Below are 26447 nucleotides of genomic sequence, written 5' to 3'. Positions count from 1 at the left end.
ATTTTTCATACATCGTTATTTTATGAAAATTGGAACGTTTCAATTTTATTTTAATGTCATTAGAACCACAATAAAAATGGATTTTTTTTTGTCAATTCGTGAGCTAGATCAAAGTTTATATACAATCGATTATTGTTTTAATATCAGAAAGGATTATCGACGATATAGATTATCGCCGATAAAAAAAGAAATTAAATTGAAGGGTTTTTTAGTTGGCCTCTTTCCAAAGAATCAGATTTTTATCATCTAGTTCCGATGTATCAAATCCGACCATAGCTGGTAACTCTTCATGATCAAATGCTAAATCACCACCATTAACATCAATATCACCTTTCTTAATACCTTTGAAATCATATAAATTGGTATCACATAAATGAGAAAGGGTAATATTCTGCGTGGCTCTGAACATAGTTTCTATACGACCAGGAAACTTCTTATCCCAATCATTTAACATCTCTTTGATCACTTGACGTTGTAAATTAGGTTGTGAACCACAAAGATTACATGGAATGATAGGGAATTGCTTAATTTCAGCATATTTTGCAATATCCTTTTCTTTGCAGTACGCAAGTGGTCGAATAATAATATGTTCACCTGAATCATTCATTAATTTTGGAGGCATCGCTTTAAGTTTTCCGCCATAAAACATATTTAAAAATAATGTTTCTAAAATATCATCACGATGATGGCCAAGCGCAATTTTTGTCGCACAGAGCTCAGTTGCTGTGCGATATAAAATACCTCGTCGAAGCCTAGAACAGAGTGAACACGTGGTCTTGCCTTCAGGGATCTTTTCTTTAACAATACCATAAGTATTTTCTTGAACAATTTTATACTCAATACCTAAAGATTCGAGGTAATCAGGTAAAACATGTTCAGGAAATCCTGGCTGCTTTTGATCTAAATTGACTGCAACTAATTCAAATTGCACTGGTGCACTGATTTTTAAATTAATTAAAATATCTAGCAATGTATAACTATCTTTACCGCCAGATAGACAGACCATTATACGATCGCCTTCTTCAATCATATTAAAATCAGCGATTGCCTCGCCAGTGAGACGACGCAATCGTTTATGTAATTTATTTTGATTGTATGTATTCATTACGATTTAATAGATTATTCCGCTCGGCTCATATATCGGCGTTCAGCAATATGAATTTTAACTTTTTCGTGGTTATCAATATATTCAGGTACTTGAATAACAAGGCCAGTAGACAATGTTGCAGGTTTAGTACGTGCGCTTGCCGAAGCACCTTTTATACTTGGCGAGGTTTCAATAATTTCAAGTTCAACTGTTTGTGGTAATTCTAGAGCGACAACTTCATTTTCAGCCATCAAAACTTGAATTCCATCCATACCGCCTTCTGGGATAAAAAGAAGTTCTTCTTCAATTTGATCTTTCTTAAAAATAAACGGAGTATAGTCTTCATTATCCATGAATACATATTCATCCCCATCAATATAAGAAAAGCTTACAGGACGTCGAAATAGTTCTATAGTGTCTAAAACATCATCACCCTTAAAACGTTCTTCAACTTTACCTCCAGATTTAACATCGGTAAAACGCATTTTATAAAGTGTACTTGCGCCACGAGCACTAGGGCTTTGTACATCAATTTCTTTTACAAGTAACAACTTACCGTTATAGGTGACAGCATCACCCCGTTTAATTTCATTAGCTTTAGCCATAATAGATTCTTCATATTAAATAGAGTTAAAAATTAGCTCGCTATTTTACCCTTAACTTGCTATTGTCACCAATAAAATTTATAAAACAATCTCATCTAATCTAATCTCATGACTGAATCATTCCAATGTCGAAGAAACTGTGGGGCATGTTGTATTGCACCGTCGATCTCATCTGCTATGCCTGGTATGCCTAAGGGAAAACCAGCAGGTGTTGCATGTATCCATTTGGATGAAAATTTATTATGCAAATTATTTGGCCAATCAACCAGACCTCAAGTTTGCAGTCACCTAAGGCCATGTTATGAAATGTGTGGAACAAATCGTAACCAGGCATTAGATTATTTAACTCAATTAGAACAGCTTACTAGCAACTAAGTATTGCTAATATTTAACATATCGGCTGTATTATTAGAATTATTTATCTCGCACATAAATTTTTTTGATACACTTCACGCACTTTAATTAGCTAATGATAAATATTTAAATAAATTAGCTTAAATCAGTTACTAAGCTACATCATATTAGGTGTAGTTAAAATAATTAGTAAATTTAATTAACAAGAAGAAAATTGATATGACGAAAAAATTAAAGCGTGATTTGAAAGCTCGCCATTTAGCAATGATTGCTATTGGTGGCTCAATTGGTACAGGGCTATTTGTCGCTTCTGGTGCAACAGTTGCACAAGCAGGTCCAGGAGGCGCATTACTATCTTATGCTATTATCGGCATAATGGTTTATTTTTTAATGACTAGTCTTGGAGAGCTAGCTGCTTATCTTCCCGTTTCGGGAACCTTTGCAACTTATGGAGCTCGTTATGTAGATGAAGCATTTGGTTTTGCCATTGGTTGGAACTATTGGTATAACTGGGCAATTACTGTTGCTGTTGACTTAGTTGCAGCACAATTAGTTATTTCCTATTGGTTCGATGCTGGTGCCTATAGTTGGTTATGGAGCCTATTGTTCCTAAGCATTATTTTTTGCTTAAACTATATTTCTGTAAAAGGATTTGGTGAAGCAGAATTTTGGTTTTCATTAATCAAAGTGGTCACCGTTATTTTATTTATTGTTGTTGGCTTATTAATGATAATTGGCATTTTAAAAGGTGCTGAAAATGCTGGTTGGCAAAATTGGGAAATAGAGGGGGCTCCATTTGTCGGTGGATTCTCATCAATGATCGGTGTGGCGATGGTTGTTGGATTCTCATTCCAAGGTACTGAGCTAATTGGTATTGCGGCGGGCGAATCTAAAGATCCAGAAAAAAATATACCAAAAGCAATGAAACAAGTTTTTTGGCGAATACTGCTATTTTATATCTTTGCCATCTTAGTAATTAGTTTAATTATTCCATACACTGATCCTAACTTACTTCGTAATGATGAAACGGATATCAGCGTTAGTCCATTTACCTTAGTTTTCCAACATGCAGGACTATTATCCGCAGCGGCTATCATGAATGCGGTAATTTTAACATCGGTTCTTTCTGCTGGTAACTCTGGCTTATATGCTTCAACACGTATGTTATATGCATTAGCAAAAGAAGGTAAAGCGCCTAAGATTTTCAGTCGATTATCTTCAACAGGCGTGCCTGATATGGCGTTATTCGCAACTACATTAGTGGCTATGCTCTGTTTCTTAACGTCATTATACAAAGATCAAGTGGTCTATTTATGGCTACTAAATATGTCAGGTATGACAGGATTTATTGCATGGCTTGGTATTGCAATTAGCCACTATCGTTTTAGAAAAGGTTATGTCACACAAGGACGAGATCTCAATAAATTACCTTACCGATCAAGTTGTTTCCCATTTGGTCCTATTTTTGCTTTTGTGCTTTGTTTGATTATTACACTCGGTCAAAATTATGAAGCATTTTTACAAGATACCATTGATTGGAATGGCGTTATTGCAACTTATATAGGTATCCCATTATTTCTTTCAATTTATTTTGGTTATAAGATTGTTAAAAAGACAAAATGGATAAAATACGATCAGATGGATTTTTCTCAAATGGACTAAACAAGTCATATCTAGATTAGATTGCACTTCCGTCGACATCTGTCGACGGAATTGTATTAAGAAAGAGAAAATAACCAATAAACTGGTTAATAATACAAAAACAAGTGCGATAACGATATTAGCGACTACGGAATATGATACGTGCTTTTGAAAGATCGTAAGGTGTCATTTCAACAGTTACTTTATCGCCAGTAAGAATACGAATATAGTTCTTTCTCATCTTTCCAGAAATATGTGCAGTAACAACATGACCGTTTTCAAGTTCAACTCGGAACATCGTATTCGGAAGAGTATCAAGAATAGTACCTTGCATTTCAATGTTATCTTCTTTTGCCATTGGGGCCTCTTAAAATTAAATACAAATTAAATATACTCAAATCAATATTCCGATTTTCTTTATGTTTAATTAGAAAAGCGAATTTATCAACTAAATCACCAATTTTTGGTGTGTGCAAATTCATTGAATATGAGTATAGACACAGAACAGCTATAATCAGATTATCTAAATATAGCGGCAAAATAATGCCGAAAAAACTCACAGATGTAAAGTCATTTCTAACATTTCTTTGAATTATAAATTCCATGTTCATGTATGTAGTGCCAAACTTTGCTCGGTAACAACTTTTCACAGCATTGTTGATTATCGATATTTAGCCTTATTTCTGTCGCTGAAATCGATTCAAGTGGTGTATTAGCAAAATAGATATAACCATTTGGATAATGATGTAACGCTTGGCTATCTTTTGTTTGATGTTGATTAATCCATGCTTGCAAATTGCTATCATCGTTAGTTTGGGGATAACCTGGCCTTTTACAAATAAGCAAATGACAATAATCGAGCAACTTTTGCCACTCTTTCCAAGTGGGTAAATTAAGCAAAGAGTCTTGCCCTATAATAAAAGCCAAGCCTGATAGGGTACCATTTTGTTCACGCCATGCCCTAAGCGTATCAACAGTAAAAGAGGGTTGATTGATTAGCTGTGGTTCTAATTCTCGTGTATCGATGGAAAAAAGCGAATAATCAGATATAGCTAATTTTAACATAGCTAAACGTTGTTCTGTTTTGGCTTCTGGCTGTGGTTTATGAGCAGGGATTCGATTTGGCAATAAACTAATATTATTCAATCCAACCTCTTTGGCTAAGGCTAGAGCAGGGCGCAAATGCCCATAATGGATAGGATCAAAGGTGCCACCAAAGAGTGCTGTTAACAATTATCTAATCCCATAAACTGCATAGTTAAATTCAACAGAGCATCCCAAATAGGTAAATCATTATTATGTTTTAAGCTAATCTCGATTTCAGTTAAAGTGGCCAATAGAGCAAATAGATGCTTGATATCGAATCGACTTAAATAATCACTATACATCTTTCTTTTATTTTGCCAAATTCGATATTCGTCAAAAACTTGGCGCGGGGATTTTTCTGCTAAAGCCAATTTTAAATTGATCAACAAAATCAACTCACGTTGAATAATACGCAATAATATCAATGGCTCGAAATCATTCATTTTAAGCTGGTGTAACACATGCATTGCCCGCTTAGATTTATTGTAAACCATTGCATCAACCCAATGATAAGGCGAGAATATTGCTGAATCATTAATATTTGATTCTACTTGCTCATAATTAATAGTCTGATTAGGGTAAAGTAACTTTAATTGCTCAATAATTTGCGTTAAAGCCAACAAATTACCTTCATAATAATAACTAAGCAATTCAATTCCAGGTTGCTCAATTGTCATTTGCATTTGTTGCAAATAGGTTTTTATCCATGATGGTAATTGTGCTACTTCTGGCGTTGAACAATTCACAACCACTAAATTATCAGACAAGGCCTTATACCATGCTGAATTTTCTTGAGTCTTGGTAATCTTAACTAAGCTGATTATCAACCCGATATCAGGCGTTAACATTTCACATAACGTATTTAATTTTGTAGCAACTGAAACATTAAGCACACCTTCACCAATGTCTAAACATAGCAAGGTTTTACTAGAAAACAAATTCATCGCCTGACAACTTTCATACATTGCCGGCCAATCAGTTTGAGAGTTTATCGTGAAAGAAAGTTGCTCGTCATATCCAGCTTGTTTAAACGCTTTACGTAACTCAGTTTGCGCATAATGTTGCAAGTAAGGATCACTACCTAAAATTAAATAATAGGGTGATCCTAACTGGTGGGTGATTTTTTCTGCACTAATTTTTTTCATCGTTAATTAGGTGTATCAACCGATTTTAATTTACGGATGATCTGTTTTGCAGCCTGCTTATACATTTCGTCTTCAATTAGATTTTGCTCGACTGTTTTCGCAAGTGCTGCGGCTGGATTATCAAAGAACGTACGGAAAACACGAACATTAATTGGATGAATTTGTTCACCCGCAATTACTACTTGAGCTTGAATCGTTAGTACTAATTGATATTCTGCTGCTTTACCATCTTGATAAATGGATATGGTGCTTTTACTCAATGAATCACCCACTATTCTGAGTGATGGGTAATTAGCCGGATCATTAATATTAGCCAAAGTGACTTTATTATCGCGTAGCAACTCTTTAATATTTCTCGATAAACGACCATAAGGATCACCACTAACATATGAAAGCGTTTTAAATCGAGCAGGGACTTCAGTTTCATACTGCAAATGAAATCCACATCCCGTTAGCGATATCGCTAATAACATCAGTAAAGCTAAATATTTTTTCATTGGTATTACCACCTATATCCAAGTTATCCAACAATATTAACTTACAACCAGATTCAATAATTTACCTGGTACATAAATCACTTTGCGAATTGTGGCATCAGCTAAGTATTTTTCAATATTTGGCTCTTGTTTAGCTTGCTCTACAACATAATCTTGCTGAGCATCAGCAGGTACAGTAAATTTACCACGCACTTTACCATTGATTTGCACAACAATTAATTTTTCGTCTTCAACCATAGCTGACTCATCAGCAACTGGCCATGAAGCATTATCAATTGTTTCACTATGACCTAATGCTTGCCACATAACAAAACAAGCGTGTGGCATCATAGGATAAAGTAATCGAACTACTGCATTTAAAGACTCATCCATCAATGCGCGATCTTGATCAGTGTCTTGTGGTGCTTTTTGTAAGCGATTCATAAACTCCATCACCGCAGCAATAGCTGTATTGAAAGTTTGACGACGACCAATATCATCACTCACTTTAGCAATTGTTTTATGTAATTCACGACGTAAAGCTTTCTGTTCAGCATTCAATTTAGCGATATCGAGCGCAGCAGTTTTACCAAGTTGAGAATGCTCGAAAACTAAACGCCAAACACGTTTAATAAATCGATTAGCGCCCTCAACACCGGATTCTTGCCATTCAAGCGTCATATCAGCTGGGGATGCGAACATCATAAATAAACGAACAGTATCAGCTCCGTATTTTTCTACCATCTCTTGTGGATCAATACCGTTGTTTTTCGATTTTGACATCTTAGTCATACCAGCATGAACAAGTTCATTGCCTTTACTATCTATTGCTTTAGCAATACGGCCTTTATCATCACGTTCAATGGTCACCTCGGTTGGTGAAACCCAAATACGCTCGTTAGTTGGGCTGGTATAATAAAAAGCATCAGCTAAAACCATACCTTGGCAAAGTAAACGTTTAGCAGGCTCATCTGATTTAACCAAACCGAAATCACGCATTAATTTATGGAAGAATCGGAAATAAAGTAAATGCATAATCGCATGTTCGATACCACCAACATACTGATCAACAGGTAACCAATAATTAGCTGCTTTTTCATCTAACATACCTTTGTCATAATGCGGGCAAGTATAGCGAGCATAATACCAAGATGACTCCATAAAGGTATCGAAAGTATCTGTTTCTCGAAGGGCTGGTTGACCATTAACAGTTGTTTTTGCCCACTCGGGATCGGCTTTAATAGGACTGGTTATCCCATTCATTTCAACATTTTCAGGTAAAATGACGGGAAGTTGATCTTCAGGTGTTGGGATCGTTGTACCATCTTCAAGCGTCACCATTGGAATCGGCGCTCCCCAATAACGTTGGCGAGAAACACCCCAATCGCGTAAACGATAATTCACTTTACGGTTACCAATACCTAACGCAATAAGTTTATCGGCGATAGCATTGAAAGCTTGATCAAAATCAAGACCATCAAACTCACCTGAATTAAATAATTTACCGTGCTCAGTATAAGCTTGCTCAGAAAGGTCAGGAGCTTGCCCATCTTGATTTAAGATAACTGGTTTAATTGGTAAATTATATTTTGATGCAAATTCATAATCGCGTTCATCGTGACCCGGTACAGCCATCACAGCACCAGTACCATATTCAATTAATACAAAATTAGCGATCCAAACTGGAACCTTATTACCGGTTAATGGATGGATGGCAAAAAATCCAGTCGCCATACCTTTCTTTTCCATTGTAGCCATATCAGCTTCAGCGGTTTTCGTGGTTTTACATTCAGCAATAAACTCAGCAATTTTAGGATTGTTTTGCGCAGCTAATTGAGCAAGAGGATGCTCAGCCGCCACAGATACAAAACTCACACCCATTAACGTATCAGGGCGAGTAGTATAAACGCGTAACTTATCGCTATAATTTTCAACAGCAAAGTCAAATTCCACCCCTTCAGAACGACCAATCCAGTTACGTTGCATGGTCTTAACTTGTTCTGGCCAACTCTCAAGCGTATCTAAATCATTCAATAACTCATCGGCATAATCAGTGATTTTAATAAACCATTGTGGAATCTCTTTACGCTCAACCGGAGTATTACAACGCCAACAACAACCTTCAACTACTTGCTCATTAGCTAGTACAGTTTGATCGTTAGGGCACCAGTTAACAGCTGAAGTCTTTTTATAAACTAAACCTTTCTCAAATAATTTAGTAAAAAACCATTGTTCCCATTTGTAATACTCAGGACGACAAGTCGTAACTTCGCGGTCCCAATCATAACCAAAACCAAGTAATTGCAACTGCTTTTTCATATAAGCAATATTTTCATAAGTCCATTTAGCTGGTGCTGTATTATTTTTAACGGCTGCGCCTTCTGCTGGCAATCCAAATGCATCCCAACCGATTGGCTGTAAAACATTCTTGCCGTTTAAGCGTTGATAACGTGAGATCGTATCACCGATGGTATAATTACGGACATGACCAAGATGCAAACGACCTGAAGGATAAGGAAGCATCGACAAACAGTAATACTTTTCTTTAGATGGATCTTCAGTAACGTGGAAAGTTTTCTCTTCTTGCCAATGTTGTTGTACTTTGGCTTCAATTTCATCTGGGCGATATTGTTCTTGCATGACGAATTAATGTCCTATCTATTATTGCTAATAAAAAATAATCTGCTAATTGTATTGGTTATTGGCACGTTTTACAAACGATATATGAAACAAGGAGGATGATTTGATAACAATATTGATATGAATTAAAATCAATAAAGTTAACAATAAAAATAAAAAAAGAAATAAATCTTTGCTTCCCAGTATATATTAAAAAAACTTAAGATATATTTCTAAAAAATATCAGGAATAGTTTATGGAAAATCGTGCATTTGAATTTCGCTGTTTCACTCGGCGCTCATTTATAAGTTTAATGATACTCATTTGTTGCTTTGGTGTTTTAGTCCTTGGGTGTCTCATGTATTTATTTTTCTCTGATGCGATCATGCCGATGATTCCCAACCAATACTTTGAGGTTATTTTTATTGTTGGACTCCTTGTTCCGGAATTATTTTCTGTCTTTCTATTTGCTATATGTATTGCTCGCTTGTTCCGTAAAAAAATGACGATCAATGTCAATTCATATTCGATTAGTATTGATGACCATAAAAAATTGAATCAAACGTTTCAATGGTCAGCATTACAAACAGTAATAATGTTTAAAAGTACCGTAGTGCTATATCATACGATTATTTTGGAGTTTGATAATAAGGTTATTAATATGATGGTGGCAAAAAGTATCTATTTATCCAAAAAAGATATTGATCAATTTCTTCAATTTATACAATATGTGGATGAACAAATTATAAAGCCAGATTTTACATTATCCTCATCGGATACAACGTTATCAACTAAACTTACCCAAGAACTAACAAAAGCATTAACAAATACAAATTATGATCATGGAGAATACCGTTATTTATATGTTAGAAAGTAACTCATGGGCATATATTGTTTATAAATTACTGATAAAAAAATGGCTATTTAAATATTTAAATAGCCATTATTTTTTAGATCTGAACTAAATTAACCACCATTAAATACACTTAAGAAGCGAGAAAAGTAAGATTTCTTCTCTTCAACAGGCATATTTTCAAGATTAGCTTGTATCAGTTTATCGACTTTTTGGCTTTCGTCAGTCAAACCTAATTCATTATAAGCATTACTCAATAACGATAATGCTGTTTTTGTTGAATCAGTATCTGGAAATAACGCTAACATTTGAATGACTCGATTTACCACGGCAACATAAGCGCCACGATTAGTATAATATTGAGCCACTTTTAACTCATAGCGAGCGATACGGTTCTTTAAATATACTAAACGTTTTTTTGCATCAGCGGCATAACTACTGGTAGGAAAACTAGAAACCAAATAAGTAAAATCTTTAAATGCTGCCATCGCAAATTCAGGGTCACGATCTGAACGATCAACATTAAACCAACCCTGAATAGTATTATCATTTTGCGCCATATTGTTAATACCGCGCATATAAATCACCCAATCGATATTAGGATGGGTTGGATTTAATTTTAAAAAGCGGTCAATTGACGCAATGGCCATAGGATAATCCGCATTTTTATAATAAGCATAAATCAAATCGAGTTGAACTTGTTGTGAATAAGGTCCAAAAGGATAATTTTTATCAATTGTTTCTAAAACAGTAATACTCGATTTTAAATTCCCACCTTCAAGCTCACTTTTGGCTTTATTGTGTAACTCAATTTCTGATACATTTTCAACATCAGGCTTTGTACTCGTACAACCAATTAGTGCGCTACTTAAAGCGATGGCTAACAAAGTATTTAAACGAAGTTTCATTCAGTTTTAATCCAAAATATAATTAAACATTAAAGGCAATGATTAGTATATAATACTCTAAATCATAACAGCTTAAAATAGATAAATTACACATGCACAAGTTAAAACTTTCATCTGAAATAGAACCTACACAACTTGGAATGCGTCTGGATCAAGCTTTGTCAGAGCTTTTCCCTGATTACTCGAGATCTAGAATTAAAGAATGGATCGTCAATAATCACGTGTTAGTTAATAATAATATTGTAAACAAACCTAAAGAAAAAGTTCTCGGTGGAGAAAAAATAACGATAGACGTTGAAATCGAAGAAGAAACGTATCACCAACCTGAAAATATCGAACTCAATATTGTTTATGAAGATGATGATATCTTGGTTATCAACAAACCTCGCGATCTTGTTGTTCACCCCGGCGCAGGTAACCCAAATGGTACAGTGCTAAACGCATTGCTTTATCACTACCCAGATATTTCAAGAGTACCAAGAGCGGGTATTGTTCATCGTTTAGATAAAGACACAACTGGGCTAATGGTCGTCGCTAAAACCATCGAGGCACAAACCCACCTAGTTGAATCCCTACAACGTCGTGAAATTACACGTGAATATGAAGCGGTAGCGATGGGCATAATTACAGCAGGTGGCACAATCGACCAGCCGATCACTCGCCATCCTACTAAACGCACGCATATGGCCGTATTCCCGACAGGAAAGCCAGCGGTAACCCATTATCGAGTCATGGAAAAATATCGACTTCATACTCGACTACGGCTAAGGCTAGAAACTGGCCGAACTCACCAAATTCGTGTACATATGGCTCATATCGCGCACCCACTCGTTGGTGATCCACTTTATGGCGGACGACCAAGACCACCAAAAGGCGCGAGTGAATCCTTTATCCAAACGCTACGAGAATTTGATCGTCAAGCTTTACATGCAACAATGCTACGTTTATATCATCCAATTACAGGTGAACTTATGGAGTGGCATGCGCCAATACCGGATGATATGTTAACATTAATTCATGCGTTACAAGAAGATACAGAACTTCATAAAGATGAACTTGATTGGTAAATAAAAATGATTAAATCAATATATCCTTATTGGCCTGCACCGAGTAATGTTCGCGCTTTCACCTCCACTCGCATTGGAGGGGTAAGCCTTCCCCCTTTTGACAGCTTAAATTTAGGCAGTCGAACAGGGGATGACTTAAATAACATCGTAGAAAATAGAAATCGCTTAATACAAGCGGAAAAAGTGCCGAGTGAACCTTATTGGTTAAATCAAACACACAGTACAACTGTCGTGGATATCACAAAAGTAAAACCAGCAATCAATACGACACGATTTGAAGCTGATGGCTCCTACACTAAGCAAGCTAATCAGGTCAGTGTAGTTTTAACTGCTGATTGTATGCCGGTACTATTTTGCTCAGTTAAAGGCGATCAAGTTGCTGCTGCTCATGCGGGTTGGCGAGGACTATGCCATGGTATTTTAGAAGAAACCGCAAAAAAATTTCAATGCAACACCAATGAAATTCTCGTCTGGCTAGGACCAGCAATCAGTGCACAAAAATTTGAAGTAGGTATTGAAGTTAAAGAACAATTTGAAGAGTATGACAAAAATGCTCACCATGCATTCAAATTTATCGAAGGCAAAAAATATCTGGCCGACCTTTACATGATAGCTAAACAGCGATTAAACGCGATCGGAATTACTCAAATTTATGGTGGTAATTATTGCACGTATACTGAGCGCGATCTGTTTTACTCCTATCGAAGAGAAAACAAAACGGGAAGAATGGCGACAATGATATGGTTTGAAGAAAAGTGATAAACCACTAGTTTAATGGCAGTTAATAAAAAACTACTCAATATCAGCAAACTTATGAGTCTGTAAACTTAACAGCCATTTATTATCGATACGATTATGGTTAATCTGACCTAACAACTCAATGGTATCAAACATATTCATCTCACCATTTATCTCGCAAGGAGACAAATAGTAACGCTTAGCTTCAATATGCTGTTCAATGAAGTGACAAAAATCGATAAAGCCCGCTTGTTTTTCAGCGACGATTCGAACTTCATTGGCAGTTGATTGCAGAATGTTTTGGTAACGGCTTTGATAACAAAATTTAGGACTCAGTGCAACATAATCAATTAATGGATCAACCTTACCCAGCCCATTACTCTCAATAGCAATATAATAACCAGCCTGCTTCAAATGGGACAACAATATAGGTAAATCTCTAACCATAGTAGGCTCACCACCAGTGATAATAATATTGGAACTCTTATATTGCCCGACCATCGCCAGTAATTGCTCTAACGAAAAGCGCTTAAAATGACGAAAATTAGTATCGCACCAACTACAATTCAAATTACAACCAGCAAACCGAATAAAAATAGCAGGCATACCCGTATTATAACCTTCGCCCTGTAAAGATTCGAAGATTTCAACAATGCGATACTCAATCATTTTTCGCTCCGATGATACTCACAATAAGAAGAGGGGGTCTCCCAAAGCTTAATCATCGACACCGGCAAAAACTGAGACAAACGTTCGAAAATAAATTTACTCATTCCTTCCGCCGTAGTACGGCAAGGAAAAGCAAAAACTTTACGTTCCATTTGTTCTAAAAGCATAGCTATTTTGCGTTCATTAGCATTATCTTGATGATAAAGATAAGCATGATCCAATTGATCAACAATCTGCTGTTTTACAATCAACTTAAGATCAGCATAATCCATTACCATATCAGCGCTGGATCCACTGGAAATAAGATCATCGCTGATCTCGACTAACAAACGGTAGGTATGACCATGAAGGTTATGACATTTTCCATTATGCCCATCAAGCATATGACAAGCATCAAATTGAAACTCTTTAGCAATTTTAAACATATAATTTCCTAGTTTTTTTACGTGGGATGGATCACGAACCACGGTGGGCTAACTTAAAAGCGAGGCTAATATAAAGGATAAAAAACCATGTGTCACCTAAATTTTCTCAACCTTATTGATTAATCGATGATTTTTCAAGCTACTTTATCTTTCGCGAAGAAACGAGTAATATATATACATCTTTGTTTCAAAAAATCGTCAAAAATATTGTTAATCAGCTCTTGAAATTTATTCTTCCACACTTATTTAGTGAATATGCAAATGGATTGAATGTTTTAAACATTTAAACCAAATCTATTGCTTAGGAGATAAATAATATGAGGTTAGATAAACTCACAAACAAGTTTCAACAAGCTTTAGCTGATGCTCAATCAATGGCATTAGGTAAAGACAATCAATACATAGAGCCTATACATGTGCTATCAGCCATGTTAAACCAAGAAGGAAGCAGTATAAATCCATTACTTGCTGCTTCAGGCGCGAATGTTGCGACATTACAACAAGAACTAAATCAAGCAATCGAACGCTTACCACAAGTTCAAGGTATCGGTGGTGAAGTTATACCATCACAAGAATTTATTAAAATCTTAAATTTATGCGATAAATTATCCCAAAAAAATGGCGATAGCTACATCTCGTCTGAACTATTTATATTAGCGGCATTAGATGAAAAAGGAAGCCTAGCAGATATCTTAAAAAAAGCAGGCGTTACTAAAGAAAAATTTAGCCAAGCTGTTAACCAAGTGAGAGGAAGTGATAACGTGAACGATCCTAATGCTGAAGATCAACGTGGTGCATTAAAAAAATACACCATTGACCTAACTGAACGCGCAGAACAAGGAAAACTTGACCCAGTAATCGGTCGTGATGAAGAAATTCGTCGCACAATACAAGTATTACAACGTAGAACTAAAAACAACCCAGTACTCATTGGTGAACCAGGTGTTGGTAAAACCGCTATTGTTGAAGGACTTGCACAACGAATTGTTAACCGAGAAGTGCCAGAAGGATTACGTAACAAGCGCGTATTATCATTAGATATGGGGGCATTAATTGCTGGTGCTAAATATCGTGGTGAATTTGAAGAACGCTTAAAAGCGGTATTAAAAGATATTGCCAAAGCGGAAGGCAGCATAATTTTATTTATTGATGAAATTCACACCATGGTTGGTGCAGGTAAAAGTGACGGGGCGATGGATGCTGGAAACATGTTAAAACCAGCATTAGCTCGAGGTGAACTACACTGCGTAGGGGCAACTACACTTGATGAATATCGTCAATACATAGAAAAAGATCCAGCATTAGAACGTCGATTCCAAAAAGTCTATGTGGCAGAACCAACAGTTGAAGACACGATCGCAATCTTACGTGGTTTAAAAGAGCGCTATGAACTCCATCACCACGTACAAATTACTGATCCAGCCATTGTTGCTGCTGCAACTTTATCGCATCGTTACATCTCTGATCGAATGTTACCCGATAAAGCGATCGACTTAATCGACGAAGCAGCATCAAGCATCCGTATGCAAATGGATTCAAAACCAGAATCATTGGATCGACTTGAAAGACGTATTATCCAACTCAAACTTGAACAACAAGCGCTCAAGAAAGAGTCTGATGATGCAAGTAAAAAACGACTAGAGATGTTAAACGATGAACTTGCTGAAAAAGAAAAGGATTATGCATCACTTGAAGAAGAGTGGAAGTCAGAGAAGGCTGCACTTTCGGGCACTCAAAATATCAAGGCGGAGCTGGAAAAAGCGCGTACCGAGATAGAACAAGCTCGCCGAATGGGTGACTTGAACAAAATGTCCGAATTACAATATGGCAAAATTCCAGAGTTAGAAAAGAAATTGGCTTCTGCAACGCAATTAGAAGGCAAAACCATGAAGTTATTGCGTAACAAAGTCACCGATAACGAAATTGCCGAAGTACTATCTAAAGCAACGGGTATTCCTGTATCAAGAATGCTTGAAAGCGAAAAAGATAAACTACTTCACATGGAAGAAGCCTTACACAAACGTGTAATCGGTCAAGACGAAGCGGTTGTTGCCGTTGCTAATGCGATTCGTCGCAGTCGAGCAGGGCTATCTGACCCTAACAAACCGATTGGATCCTTCCTATTTTTAGGACCAACAGGGGTAGGTAAAACTGAACTTTGTAAAGCCTTAGCTAACTTCATGTTTGACAGTGAAGATGCAATGGTTCGAATTGACATGTCCGAATTCATGGAAAAACATTCCGTGGCTCGATTAATCGGTGCACCTCCTGGATATGTTGGTTATGAAGAAGGTGGCTATTTAACTGAAGCAGTAAGACGTCGACCATACTCCGTCATCCTACTTGATGAAGTTGAAAAAGCGCACCCAGATGTATTTAATATTTTATTACAAGTGCTTGATGATGGCCGATTAACTGATGGACAAGGCAGAACTGTGGATTTTAGAAACACAGTCATTATCATGACATCTAACTTAGGTTCAGACCTAATTCAAGGTCACGTCGAACTAAGTTATGACGAAATGAAAGCTTTAGTTATGACAGTGGTAACCCAACATTTCAGACCGGAATTTATTAACCGAATTGATGAAACAGTGGTATTCCACCCACTAGGTCAAGAAAACATTAAAGCAATTGCAAAAATACAACTCGCTCATGTTGAAAAACGCCTAGAAGAACGTGGATATGAAATGGATATCTCTGATAGTGCACTAGAACAACTTGCCAAAGTTGGCTTCGACCCAATTTATGGTGCAAGACCATTGAAACGTGCAATACAGCAAGAGATTGAAAACCCACTAGCTCAACAAATTTTATCGGGTAAATTAGTGCCTGGTAAAAAGATTCATCTAGACGTAGATGATGGAAATATTGTTGCAAAACAATAAGGTTACTTACTTATTGCGTCGAATAGGCAACAATATAAATAAGCCAAAAAGCCTGAAAAGAAATTTTCAGGCTTTTTTTATCACTAATACGGCCACCATGCGCATCTCAATTAAATAAAAAAAGTTGAGGAGCTGGTTTTTTGAGGTGTTAATTGCAGAAATAATTAGAAAATAAAAATCCTGAAAGTTTCTTGTCAGACTTTTTTGTAGAAAATCTTAAAACTTAAAATTGACAGTTCAACTAATTAGAAAAAATTCTTGTCTTAAATTTATAACCTAAATTTAACACCTAAATAACCGCCTTATTGACTATAAAAATTGGTAATATTTTGGGTTTAATCCTTTCAATTAATAAAAAAGATGGAATTAAATGTTCATCTCTATTTCGGCTTTATCATATTGTTTCTCTATAGAGAATTTGGCAAAATGAATAAAGAGCCAGTTAATTCATTCTAAAGGACGCAAATATGATCAAGTTAATCATCACTGATTTAGATGGAACATTCTTAAATAGCCAAGGCGACTATGACCGAACATTATTCACTCAAGTCTATGACCTTATGGCAAAACAAAACGTCCAATTTGTTGCATGTACTGGAAAACAGTGTGAACGAGTAGAAGAACTCTTTGCCGATTATCTCGATAAAATTTGGATAGTAGGCGATAGTGCCACCACAATCAAACATAAAGGTGAATTTATCTATCGCTCTTTCATTGAAAATCAACTTGGTCAACGTATCATCAAAACCCTTGAACAAGCCAGTCAAGAGCATGTCATCATTGCATGTACTGCAAAAGGTGCAGTAATCAAATCTAATTTGCCTGCACACCTAAAACAAAAAGTCCGAGGATCGTATGCAACAATCATCGAAGTGGATGATTTTAAAACTGTCGCTGACAACTTTATCAAAATTACCGTGTATGACGAAAAAGAACAATGCCCACAAACACGCAAGCACCTAACACCGTATGATAATGACGTTTACATCGTCGTATCAGAAGCCGCTTGGATAGATATCACTGAACACAACGTCCACAAAGGCAATACTATCAAAAAACTACAACAAATCCTAAATATCACCTACCAGGAAACAATGGCATTTGGTGATGGCCTCAACGACATTGAACTACTCGAACAAGCCAATTACAGCTTCGCAATGCGTAATGCTTTCGACGAAACTAAAGCAGTAGCTAAATTTATTACTGGTTCAAATAATGAAAGTGCCGTAATGACAACAATACAACTTATGTTAGCGCTTCAATAAAAAATTGAGGAGCGGGGTTTTTAAGACTTCAAAAACCCCGCTCCTCAACTTTATTTATTCTCAATTTGCCACTGATTTATCTCATCTAAAAGCAATCATTAAAATACTACTCAGATTAAATCATAGTCATATAAACCTGATTATTAAGTAAATTCTTCGGATCAAACTGCTGCTTGATAGCGCGCATAAGTTGGCGATTGGCTTTAGGAATAGCATCATTATAATAGCTCACTTTCGCTGTACCAATGCCATGTTCTGCCGAAGGTAATCCACCAAGTTCAAGGCATTTTTGATAAAGAGCTTGATGAACTTGCTGTAGATCGGTATCCCACTGTTTATCATCACGATCATCACGCAAAATGCATAGATGAATATTTCCATCACCAGCGTGACCAAAGGCTAACATGCGTACCTTGGTTTTTGCTTCAAGCTGTTTGGTGAAGTGAATAAAATCAGCAATACGATTTATTGGAACCACAATATCAATCGGATCTTGTTCGGTCACTGCCTCAACCGCTCGCACAAATGAACCGCGAATCGTCCAAATTTGACTAGCTTGATTGCTATCTTCAGCAACAAAATAGTCACAATCACCTAAATTCGCTAATAATTGCTTTCGTTGCTGTTCGATGGATTGTTGATCTGATCCATCAAGCATAATAATCAAATAAGCTTGGCTATGAGGTAGTGGGAATTGAAATCCTGAATACTTTTCGCCCCATTGTGCAACTTTACGTTCCACAAACTCTAGCGCGGTTGGCGTTAGGGTATGTAAAATGGTTGTGATACTGGCAATAGCCTGCTCAATAGTATTAAAACCAACAACAAATGTTTGAGATACTTTCGGCTTGGCGATCAGTTTTAATGTACATTGGGTAATGATGCCTAAAGTACCTTCACTGCCAATAAACAGATGCTTTAAAGTAAGCCCAGTATTGTCCTTAACATTTTTACTGCCAATATTTAACACACTCCCATCTGCCATCACCACCTCAAGTGCTTGCACATAGTCACGAGTTACACCGTATTTTACCGCACGCATCCCTCCTGCATTAGTACTGATATTTCCGCCAATAGTGGAGGTTTTAGCGCCCGGATCAGGTGGATAAAAAAGATCATACTGCTCAACAAACTGTTGTAAATCCTGCAATAAAATGCCGGGCTGTACCGTAATAGTGAAAGTTTCCTTGTCTAACTCAACAATCTCATTCATCAATGATAAATCAAGAATAATGCCACCATTAGGAATGGTTGAACCCACTAAATTCGTCCCAGCACCGCGAGTGGTAATATTCAGATTATTGGCATTGGCAAATTTAACCACATCCGCTACTTCTTCGGTTGTTTTAGGATAAACTAATATATCAGCCTGCCCATATTTAAGCTTTAAACCATCGGTCAAGTAGGATTGTGGGATGGCATCTGCCAAAACAATGCGTTTTGAATCTTTAATGATAAGATTGTTCATACTAAATTACCCACTATTTATAGCTTCTATCAAAGTGATTGGCTAACTTGTCACCGAGGTATTGAATCACCATCACAATAAAAATAAGAATAACAATACACAAAATAAGCACCTCGGTTACATAGCGTTGATAACCATAGCTGATCGCCAAATCACCAATACCACCGCCACCAACAACCCCAGCCATTGAGCTAAAGCTGATAAGTGAAATTGTGGTAACTGTTGCGTGTCGTATTAATTGCGCCATTGCCTCAGGAAACAATATCCCAAAAATAATACGCATATGTGATGCACCACTTGCTACCGCAGCTTCGATCACGCCTTTATCAATTTGGCTAAAAGCGTTTTCTGCTAATCGTGCATAAAATGCAATAGCGGCAAGTGAAAGCGGTAAAATTACCGCTTTAGGACCCACTGCGGTATCAACCAACAGCGCGCCTAAAGGTAACACCGTAACCATCAGAATTAAAAATGGAATTGAACGGGTTGCATTGACGATAAAATTCGCAATACTGTTAATGATTCTATTTTTAAAGAAGAATTGATTTGACATTAAAAACAGCAATAATCCGATTAATGTGCCGAAGATCAAACCAGCTAATAATGACCAACTTACCATAATGAATGTCTCGTAAGCGGCTTTCCATAACATTTGCGCTATTTCGTTAATGGTGAGTTTAATCATTAGTTTATTTCCTCAATAATAACTTCTTGATCGGCCAATTTGGTGATTAAATTTTGGATATTATTCGATTCACCAATAAGCTCGATCACCAAATTACCTAAAGCTTGATTGTCGAAATATTCAATAAACCCATGCAAAATATTAAATGACACACCCGTTTCAATCGCTGATTGATACAGAATTGGCTGGGTAGTGTTTTCATTAATGTAGCGCAAACGGACCAATTTTCCTTTTACATTTTGCTTTATAATATCTGGCAAATGGGTATTTTCATCGATATTAAGAAATTCTTGTGTGAATGGCTGTTTAGGGCAGGCAAAAAGGTTAAACGTGGTATTCATTTCGACAATTTCACCTTGTGACATTACCGCAACTCGGTGGCAGATTTTTTTAACCACATCAATTTCATGGGTGATTAAAACAATAGTTAAACCAAATTTTTGATTAAGCTGTTTTAACAAATCAAGAATCGCGCTGGTAGTAGTTGGATCTAAAGCACTGGTGGCTTCATCACACAACAAAATTTTGGCGTCATTAGCCAGCGCTCTGGCAATACCGACTCGTTGTTTTTGCCCACCACTGAGTTCAGCAGGGTAGGCATTCGCTTTATCACTTAACCCAACTAAAGCAAGCAATTCGTTGACTCTATTTTTAACCGCATCGCCTTTTTTACCAGCGGCTTTAAGCACAAAAGCAATATTTTCATAAACGGTTTTTGATGATGCTAAATTAAAGTTCTGAAAAATCATCCCAACATGAAAACGAAACGCTTGCAATTCACGCCCACGTAAGGTTTGAATATCAACACCATTAATAATAACTTGCCCGGACGAAGGTTCAGCAAGCCGATTAAGCGTTCTTACTAAAGTACTTTTTCCCGCACCGCTCGAACCAATGATCCCGAAGATCTCGCCTTGATTGACATCAAACGAGACCTTTTTAACCGCTTCAACAACTTGATCTTTGGCTTTAAATCTTACAGAAACATCTTTTACTTGAATTAAAGTCTGCATAATTAAAATAACTGATAATCAGGTTTTTGGAAGGTATAGAAAATACCATTTTTATCATTAATGACTTGAGCAAACTCAGGTGATTTAAGCACGTCGATAATGTCTTTACCTAATGTATCTTTTGATTCAGTGCGAATCGCAATAACATTTTTATGATCTTTATCTAACACTTCATGATAAAGCGCCTTAGAAAGATCTAAACCCGCACCAATTGCATAATTACCATTAACCACTGATAACGCAACATTGTCAAGCGAACGTGGAGTTTGTGGTGCTTCAATTGGCACAATCTCTAAACCATAACGGTTTTCGATAATGTTTTTAGGGGTTAAATTGTTTTTATCCACATTTGGATCAAGCTTAATCAACCCAGCTGCTTCTAAAATGCGTAAAGCACGAGCTTCGTTAGTAACATCGCTTGAAATAGTCACTTGATCGCCTTGTTTTAATTGCGAAAAGTCAGTAATTTTATTTGAATAAATTCCTGCGCCAGCTGTTGGTACAAAACCAATCGCCATAATATCTAAATTACGCGCTTGCTTAAAATTATTAAGATAAGTTAAATGTTGAAATAAATTAACATCAATATCTCTATTTGCTAATGCTAAGTTTGGTTGAACATAATCGCTAAATTCACGAATTTCGATATGGTAACCTTTCTTTTCTAATCCAGGCGCAATAGCTTGTTTAAACATGTCGCCATAAGGACCAGCTGCAACACCAACTGTAATTTGATTCTCTTTTTTAGCATTATCACAGCCAGTTAATACTGAAATTAAAATGACTAAACTTGCCACAATTAATTTTTTAAACATAATAATTTTTCCTTAAGTTTGGATAATCTTTCTAAAGCTGCAATCAGCGTTGGTTCTTGTTTAGCAAAATGGAAACGAATATAACGATATTCAGGATGTTTAAAAAAGGCCGATCCCGGCACAGCTGCTACGCCGACTTCTTTAATTAACCATTCGCAAAATTCAAAATCGGTCTTAAATGGATTAAACGCCGAAATATCCACTAAAACATAATACGCACCTTGAGGCTCATAATAAGCAAGGCCTAACTCATCTAATCCGTTCAAAAATAAACGGCGCTTAGCGGTGTAAGTTTCGGTCAATTGTTGATAATAATCATCTCCTAAAGCTAACCCTGCACAAGCTGCTTTTTGTAGTGGGGCAGCAGCGCCAACGGTAAGAAAATCATGGATCATCTTACAACCATCTATAATCCTTTTATCAGCAATAATATAACCAAGGCGCCAACCGGTTATCGAATAGGTTTTCGACAACGAGCTACAACAAATAGTCCGCTCTTTCATATTTGGAAAACCTGCCAAATAAAGATGTTTATGCGGAGCATAAACCATATGCTCATACACTTCATCGGTAATAATGTAGGCATCAAACTCAATCGCCAATTGACTGATATAATCAAGCTCATCCTTAGTAAATACCTTGCCACAAGGATTGCTAGGATTACATAAAATCAGCGCCTTAGCGCCTTGTTCAAAAGCTTCACGAAGTTGCTGTTTATCAAATTCAAATGTCGGTGGGATCAAAGGCACATAAATTGGGATGGCATCAGAAAGAATGGCGTCCGCTCCGTAATTCTCATAAAACGGCGAAAAGATAATAACTTTATCTTTTGGATTACAAACCGTCATTACCGCACACATCATCGCCTCGGTGCTACCACAAGTAACCAACACGTTTTCGTCTGGGTTGATATCAATTTGCATTAACTTTTGTTGCTTTTTAGCTAACAGACGCCGAAACTCAGCCGATCCCCAAGTGATCTCATATTGATGAGGACCACAATCGGCAGCTTGTTTTAACGCATCGATTAAAGGTTTCGGCGGATCAAAATCTGGAAAACCCTGTGACAAATTGATAGCTTGATATTGATTAGCGATCCGAGTCATCCGACGGATAACCGAATCGGAAAAGTGATCGAGTCGATTGGCTAGTTTATGCATTGTTTTTTATATATTAAAATTATGAAGTTGGAGATTATAATATAAATCTTTCTATAACGGTTAAATAATATATTTATATATAGTTATACTTTTTTCTTATAACGGAGTCGAAAATAGCGACTAGATTTTAAAAAAGTTGAGGAGCGGGGTTTTTGATCTTATAAATTCCACTTCAAAATTATTTAATGATCAACATTATTAATTTTAAACGATAAGATAACATTTTTTAAGATCAATAATTATGATTATTAAAGTTTTGTAAGTATTATATTTCCAATTAAAACAATGGGTAGTTGTTTTTTCAATCATGCTTTTTTATGATCTTCTTTACGAAAGTTAACAATCTAAGGTAAAAAAAGTATTGCACCTGTTTTTTTCAGTCACTATACTTTTTACATAGTTTTAGCGGGATAGCTAAAACAATAAATAGAAAAATAGTAAATAAATCAAAAATATACTTGACAGGATTGTCGCAGATGTTCTATAATTTTCAACAGGCAACAGGCAACAGGCAACTTGGCCAACCTCTAATTTAAATTCGCTAAACTTAAGCGCTCAATCTTCATTTTTCACAAAAGTTCATTTTTTCGCTAAATTCAGCGAAATTTCCAAAATTTTTGCGCGATCTTTTTTACGATCCTTTAAACGATCTCTTTTATCGGAGTTGATCTTTCTCGGCTTGTTTTTTTTGATCCCTTTTTCTAGCCATGCATTAACCTCTAAAACAACCAATATAATTCATGGTAGTGTGCCGTATCTAACTTACGATGGTGGTCATACTCGTATTGTTGATACTGAAGGTTTATTAAGTATTACGCTATCCAATGGAATGCAATACACACCATCAACGAATAATTCATCCAGAACACCAATAGAGTTACCTGAAGTTGGTCAAAGTTTTGCAGATATAGGTATGATGGTGCCAACTAACACTGATTTTGTTGAACTCAATACGCTAGTTGATTCGCCATATAATTATTGGGGAGATGATGATGGAGATGGTGATGTTACTGCAACCGGTACTTTAAGTTTATCTATCGAGGATAAATACGATCAACCTGTATCGCGTGATACTGTACTATCGATTTGTAATGCGCCTTATAGGGTTGAATTAGTTAGTACTGAAGGTAGCTTAACCACACGTTATGGCATACCTAATAGTCGTAGTTTTAGCGCTGGAAATGTGACCTATTATATAAATTCTAAGGTTGCACCAGAGGTTTGTTTTTCCAGACCTAATTTAGAATTAGGTGATATTAATGAGAACGGTTATGATATAGACTTCCGTGGTCCAGCTTCGATTTGGAACCCAAGTAAAGGGTTTCTTACTCAAACACTTTCCCCGTTATTTTATGGTCAAAATTTTCCGACTACTGGTGCTAACAACTTATACTTTGATTTAGACATTATCGGTAGTGATCAACCATTGTCTTGGTCTCCAGTTTCTCATGGCGGTATCACCGCGACAATGACTAATTCTACCGCTACAAGTGTACGCGTTACCTTAACCGGTCCAGTTGCGAGTTCATCCCAATGGGCATCTAATCCCCCAGATAGTATTGCTATACCTACTTTACCTCAGATATTCGAGTTAGTCGGACGAGATAGTCAAGGTAATAAAGCTGTTAAGTATGGATTTGAGTTAAAACAGTGGTTCGTCAATCGAGGCACTAGCTCTTACCATTATTCGGATACATTATCTTGGTGTAATAGTCTAGGTTATCGGATGGTTAAGATAAAAGATTTAACTAATGCTGTTCGTTCAGCAAAAGGAGAAACTATATCTGGCGCTACGCCTTCATCATCGGGTAATTATTACCAGCGTCAGATTGGTGCAGGCCTTTTTACCGAGTGGGGAACTGTGTCCAACTACGCCAACGCCAATTTCACTTTCAGCTTTTACTGGACAAACGACCCTATTGATAAAGACATGCTTGTTGTTTCTGCATACAACGGTGCTGTGGGTTGGTATAACTACTACACTCACTACGGGCTTTGTGTTTCGCCTTAGTTACATTAATGAGTAAGCATAAAAAATATATAAATCAGAATATTAATCAGCAAGGATGGCAGCTATGCATTATAATTTCAAACATGGACAAAACAGGCCAATTTATCATTTAAATTCATTTAATTTAAGCATTCAACGCTTATTTTTCAATTTCAGTTTATTCATCCACGAAAATTTAAGAACGCTTCGTCGTTCATTGCGAAGTGCTTTTCAATGCTTATTTCGTGGTTCCAAATTATCCCGGCAAATCTTCTTAGTGTTAATGGTGGTTACTTTTCATCCTTTTCCTGGCCATGCATTAACATCTAAAACATCAAATGTTGTTAATGGTAATGTTCCGTATTTAACATTTGATGGCGGTCGCACACGTGCAATTAATACCGACGGTTTGCTAGGGATTACTTTATCAAATGGAATGAGATATACCCCGTCAACGAATAGCTCATCAAATTTTCCAATAGTGCTACCGATAGTAGGGCAAAGTTTTGCAGATATCAGTATGTTTGTGCCAACTAATACCAATTCAGTTGCGCTCAGTACCGTTATCGGTTGGCCGTATAATTATTGGGGCGATGATGATGGTGATGGTGATATTTCTGCGACAGGCAGTTTAAATTTATCTATTTTTGATAAAAACGACCAACCTGTTTCACGTTATACTGTACTGGATATTTGTAATGCACCCTACCGAATTGTATTAAGTAATACATTCAGTACATTGAGTTCACGTTATGGTGTTCCTAATAGCCGTTTCTATGGTGCTGGAAGTGTAACATATTATGTTAAACCTAATTTACCGCCAGCGATTTGTTTTGTTAAGCCAAATGTGGTTCATGAGAGAAGAGAGTACAATGGTCCAGATTGGTTGTGGGACAGTAATAAAGGTTTTCGGATTCAGTCAACATCCCCATCATCTTATAACTTAAATTTTCCTACAACGGGTGCTCATGGTTTTTACTTTGATTTGGATATTGGTGGTGTGGGTCCGCTGTCATGGGCGCCTGTTTCACGAGAGGGTATAACCGCGAATATGTACTATTTAAACAATACCACTCTACGCGTTACATTAACCGGTCCAGTAATCCCGCCATCTCAATGGCATTCTAAGAATCCTAATCGTATAGCTAAGCCGACTCTACCCCAGACCTTCGAGTTAATTGGTCGTGACAGTCGAGGTAACGAAGTTGTTAAGTATGGTTTTGTGTTAAATAAGTGGTTTGTTAATAACGGTGATGGGGTTAATAAACTGGATGAATTAAGTGCGTTGTGTAAAAAAATAGGAGGTTATAAAGTTGTGACGGTAAGGGATTTAACTAATGCAAATTTTGATGGCTTAGGTGCTACCCCATCATCATCAGGTAATCATTTTCAGCGACGAATTGGTGCAGGGCTCTTGTCAGAGTGGGGCACTGTGTACCTATACTCTGGAGCCAATTTCTACAACGATTGGTATGTGACTCGTAATAAGT

23 protein-coding genes, 1 pseudogene and 1 riboswitch are annotated in these 26447 nt (G+C 36.6%); of the genes and pseudogenes, 9 read left to right on the top strand and 15 right to left on the bottom strand.

Translation table 11 applies throughout. The annotated features are described in order from the left end of the window. Positions 1-208 precede the first annotated feature (208 nt). Both ttcA and efpL read right to left on the bottom strand, forming a co-directional pair. Positions 209-1105: a tRNA 2-thiocytidine(32) synthetase TtcA gene (gene ttcA, locus A9G08_RS04835; protein ID WP_065562606.1), complete on the bottom strand. Its 897-nt coding sequence runs from the start codon at positions 1103-1105 to the stop codon at positions 209-211. Between the two features lie 14 nt (positions 1106-1119). Then, a complete protein-coding gene (gene efpL / locus A9G08_RS04830) occupies positions 1120-1692 on the bottom strand; it encodes an elongation factor P-like protein EfpL (RefSeq protein ID WP_065562605.1) in 573 nt (190 codons plus the stop codon). Positions 1693-1800: 108 nt separating this feature from the next. On the opposite strand from efpL, the gene A9G08_RS04825 reads away from it, so the two are divergent. After that, on the top strand, positions 1801-2067 hold the full coding sequence (locus A9G08_RS04825; RefSeq protein ID WP_065562604.1) for a YkgJ family cysteine cluster protein: 267 nt from the start codon (positions 1801-1803) through the stop codon (positions 2065-2067). Between the two features lie 177 nt (positions 2068-2244). Then, entirely contained in the window at positions 2245-3708 is a 1464-nt protein-coding gene (locus A9G08_RS04820; protein ID WP_065562603.1) for an amino acid permease, read from the top strand. A gap of 118 nt (positions 3709-3826) precedes the next feature. Here the strand turns inward: A9G08_RS04820 and infA are convergent, their stop codons facing one another. The 5 genes from infA to leuS all read right to left on the bottom strand — a co-directional run bounded on the left by infA (position 3827) and on the right by leuS (position 9034). Continuing rightward, positions 3827-4045 (bottom strand): translation initiation factor IF-1, encoded by a 219-nt coding sequence (gene infA / locus A9G08_RS04815; protein WP_025315083.1) that lies wholly within the window; start codon positions 4043-4045, stop codon positions 3827-3829. A gap of 218 nt (positions 4046-4263) precedes the next feature. After that, positions 4264-4920, bottom strand: coding sequence for a nicotinate-nucleotide adenylyltransferase (gene nadD / locus A9G08_RS04805; protein ID WP_065562601.1), 657 nt, complete (start codon positions 4918-4920; stop codon positions 4264-4266). Then, positions 4914-5918: a DNA polymerase III subunit delta gene (gene holA / locus A9G08_RS04800; protein WP_065562600.1), complete on the bottom strand. Its 1005-nt coding sequence runs from the start codon at positions 5916-5918 to the stop codon at positions 4914-4916. The genes nadD and holA overlap by 7 nt, the downstream gene beginning before the upstream one ends. Before the next feature lie 2 nt (positions 5919-5920). Further along, entirely contained in the window at positions 5921-6415 is a 495-nt protein-coding gene (lptE, locus tag A9G08_RS04795) for an LPS assembly lipoprotein LptE (protein ID WP_065562599.1), read from the bottom strand. A gap of 36 nt (positions 6416-6451) precedes the next feature. After that, on the bottom strand, positions 6452-9034 hold the full coding sequence (gene leuS / locus A9G08_RS04790; RefSeq protein WP_065562598.1) for a leucine--tRNA ligase: 2583 nt from the start codon (positions 9032-9034) through the stop codon (positions 6452-6454). 337 nt (positions 9035-9371) lie between these two features. Here leuS and A9G08_RS04785 point away from each other — a divergent pair, with 337 nt between their 5' ends. Next, entirely contained in the window at positions 9372-9890 is a 519-nt protein-coding gene (locus A9G08_RS04785; RefSeq protein ID WP_141673927.1) for a hypothetical protein, read from the top strand. Between the two features lie 161 nt (positions 9891-10051). On the opposite strand, the pseudogene bamD reads toward A9G08_RS04785, so the two are convergent. Further along, a pseudogene (gene bamD / locus A9G08_RS04780) lies at positions 10052-10774 on the bottom strand (outer membrane protein assembly factor BamD); the annotation flags it as partial. Positions 10775-10866: 92 nt separating this feature from the next. Between bamD and rluD the strand changes: the two are divergent. Continuing rightward, positions 10867-11841, top strand: coding sequence for a 23S rRNA pseudouridine(1911/1915/1917) synthase RluD (gene rluD, locus A9G08_RS04775; RefSeq protein WP_065562595.1), 975 nt, complete (start codon positions 10867-10869; stop codon positions 11839-11841). Between the two features lie 9 nt (positions 11842-11850). Next, positions 11851-12600: a peptidoglycan editing factor PgeF gene (pgeF, locus tag A9G08_RS04770; protein WP_176701517.1), complete on the top strand. Its 750-nt coding sequence runs from the start codon at positions 11851-11853 to the stop codon at positions 12598-12600. A 33-nt stretch (positions 12601-12633) separates the two neighbouring features. Here pgeF and A9G08_RS04765 read toward each other — a convergent pair whose 3' ends face one another. Both A9G08_RS04765 and queD read right to left on the bottom strand, forming a co-directional pair. Then, positions 12634-13248: a 7-carboxy-7-deazaguanine synthase QueE gene (locus tag A9G08_RS04765; RefSeq protein WP_065562593.1), complete on the bottom strand. Its 615-nt coding sequence runs from the start codon at positions 13246-13248 to the stop codon at positions 12634-12636. After that, positions 13245-13673, bottom strand: a complete 429-nt coding sequence (queD, locus tag A9G08_RS04760) for a 6-carboxytetrahydropterin synthase QueD (RefSeq protein WP_065562592.1) — start codon at positions 13671-13673, stop codon at positions 13245-13247. Before queD ends, A9G08_RS04765 begins: the two co-directional genes overlap by 4 nt. Positions 13674-13675: 2 nt before the next feature. Further along, positions 13676-13721, bottom strand: a riboswitch (PreQ1 riboswitch). Positions 13722-13990: 269 nt separating this feature from the next. Here queD and clpB point away from each other — a divergent pair. Then, the gene (gene clpB, locus A9G08_RS04755) at positions 13991-16561 is read left to right on the top strand and encodes an ATP-dependent chaperone ClpB (protein ID WP_065562591.1); all 2571 of its coding nucleotides are present in this window, start codon (positions 13991-13993) and stop codon (positions 16559-16561) included. Positions 16562-17028: 467 nt separating this feature from the next. Then, on the top strand, positions 17029-17826 hold the full coding sequence (locus tag A9G08_RS04750; protein WP_065562590.1) for a Cof-type HAD-IIB family hydrolase: 798 nt from the start codon (positions 17029-17031) through the stop codon (positions 17824-17826). A gap of 115 nt (positions 17827-17941) precedes the next feature. Here A9G08_RS04750 and A9G08_RS04745 read toward each other — a convergent pair whose 3' ends face one another. The 5 genes from A9G08_RS04745 to A9G08_RS04725 are packed head-to-tail and all read right to left on the bottom strand — an operon-like array spanning position 17942 to position 22967. After that, positions 17942-19294 carry an FAD-binding oxidoreductase gene (locus A9G08_RS04745; RefSeq protein WP_065562589.1) on the bottom strand — a complete coding sequence of 451 codons (1353 nt, stop codon included), beginning with the start codon at positions 19292-19294 and terminating at the stop codon, positions 17942-17944. Between the two features lie 13 nt (positions 19295-19307). Then, positions 19308-19979: a methionine ABC transporter permease gene (locus A9G08_RS04740; RefSeq protein ID WP_065562588.1), complete on the bottom strand. Its 672-nt coding sequence runs from the start codon at positions 19977-19979 to the stop codon at positions 19308-19310. Continuing rightward, positions 19979-20992 (bottom strand): methionine ABC transporter ATP-binding protein, encoded by a 1014-nt coding sequence (locus tag A9G08_RS04735; RefSeq protein WP_065562587.1) that lies wholly within the window; start codon positions 20990-20992, stop codon positions 19979-19981. Before A9G08_RS04735 ends, A9G08_RS04740 begins: the two co-directional genes overlap by 1 nt. Before the next feature lie 2 nt (positions 20993-20994). Continuing rightward, positions 20995-21807 carry a MetQ/NlpA family ABC transporter substrate-binding protein gene (locus tag A9G08_RS04730; RefSeq protein WP_065562586.1) on the bottom strand — a complete coding sequence of 271 codons (813 nt, stop codon included), beginning with the start codon at positions 21805-21807 and terminating at the stop codon, positions 20995-20997. Next, positions 21792-22967 carry a pyridoxal phosphate-dependent aminotransferase gene (locus A9G08_RS04725; RefSeq protein ID WP_065562585.1) on the bottom strand — a complete coding sequence of 392 codons (1176 nt, stop codon included), beginning with the start codon at positions 22965-22967 and terminating at the stop codon, positions 21792-21794. Before A9G08_RS04725 ends, A9G08_RS04730 begins: the two co-directional genes overlap by 16 nt. Positions 22968-23655: 688 nt before the next feature. Between A9G08_RS04725 and A9G08_RS04720 the strand changes: the two genes are divergently transcribed. Further along, a complete protein-coding gene (locus A9G08_RS04720; protein WP_065562584.1) occupies positions 23656-24978 on the top strand; it encodes a hypothetical protein in 1323 nt (440 codons plus the stop codon). A gap of 64 nt (positions 24979-25042) precedes the next feature. Further along, a partial coding sequence (locus A9G08_RS04715; protein ID WP_218058407.1) for a hypothetical protein occupies positions 25043-26447 on the top strand: 1405 nt, incomplete at its 3' end.

The organism is Gilliamella sp. wkB195 (genome assembly GCF_001690445.1).
Taxonomy (GTDB): Bacteria; Pseudomonadota; Gammaproteobacteria; order Enterobacterales; family Orbaceae; genus Gilliamella; species Gilliamella apicola_E.
This window is presented reverse-complemented; position numbering and strand designations above follow the sequence as displayed.

Bases quoted from the DNA above. Each gene is read 5' to 3' on its own strand.
- A9G08_RS04745 (WP_065562589.1), bottom strand. From the start codon at position 19,294: ATGAACAATCTTATCATTAAAGATTCAAAACGCATTGTTTTGGCAGAT.
- clpB (WP_065562591.1), top strand. From the start codon at position 13,991: ATGAGGTTAGATAAACTCACAAACAAGTTTCAACAAGCTTTAGCTGAT.
- ttcA (WP_065562606.1), bottom strand. From the start codon at position 1,105: ATGAATACATACAATCAAAATAAATTACATAAACGATTGCGTCGTCTC.
- infA (WP_025315083.1), bottom strand. From the start codon at position 4,045: ATGGCAAAAGAAGATAACATTGAAATGCAAGGTACTATTCTTGATACT.
- rluD (WP_065562595.1), top strand. From the start codon at position 10,867: ATGCACAAGTTAAAACTTTCATCTGAAATAGAACCTACACAACTTGGA.
- leuS (WP_065562598.1), bottom strand. From the start codon at position 9,034: ATGCAAGAACAATATCGCCCAGATGAAATTGAAGCCAAAGTACAACAA.
- A9G08_RS04765 (WP_065562593.1), bottom strand. From the start codon at position 13,248: ATGATTGAGTATCGCATTGTTGAAATCTTCGAATCTTTACAGGGCGAA.
- A9G08_RS04730 (WP_065562586.1), bottom strand. From the start codon at position 21,807: ATGTTTAAAAAATTAATTGTGGCAAGTTTAGTCATTTTAATTTCAGTA.
- A9G08_RS04825 (WP_065562604.1), top strand. From the start codon at position 1,801: ATGACTGAATCATTCCAATGTCGAAGAAACTGTGGGGCATGTTGTATT.
- queD (WP_065562592.1), bottom strand. From the start codon at position 13,673: ATGTTTAAAATTGCTAAAGAGTTTCAATTTGATGCTTGTCATATGCTT.
- lptE (WP_065562599.1), bottom strand. From the start codon at position 6,415: ATGAAAAAATATTTAGCTTTACTGATGTTATTAGCGATATCGCTAACG.
- holA (WP_065562600.1), bottom strand. From the start codon at position 5,918: ATGAAAAAAATTAGTGCAGAAAAAATCACCCACCAGTTAGGATCACCC.
- efpL (WP_065562605.1), bottom strand. From the start codon at position 1,692: ATGGCTAAAGCTAATGAAATTAAACGGGGTGATGCTGTCACCTATAAC.
- A9G08_RS04740 (WP_065562588.1), bottom strand. From the start codon at position 19,979: ATGATTAAACTCACCATTAACGAAATAGCGCAAATGTTATGGAAAGCC.
- A9G08_RS04785 (WP_141673927.1), top strand. From the start codon at position 9,372: ATGTATTTATTTTTCTCTGATGCGATCATGCCGATGATTCCCAACCAA.
- A9G08_RS04725 (WP_065562585.1), bottom strand. From the start codon at position 22,967: ATGCATAAACTAGCCAATCGACTCGATCACTTTTCCGATTCGGTTATC.
- A9G08_RS04735 (WP_065562587.1), bottom strand. From the start codon at position 20,992: ATGCAGACTTTAATTCAAGTAAAAGATGTTTCTGTAAGATTTAAAGCC.
- A9G08_RS04750 (WP_065562590.1), top strand. From the start codon at position 17,029: ATGATCAAGTTAATCATCACTGATTTAGATGGAACATTCTTAAATAGC.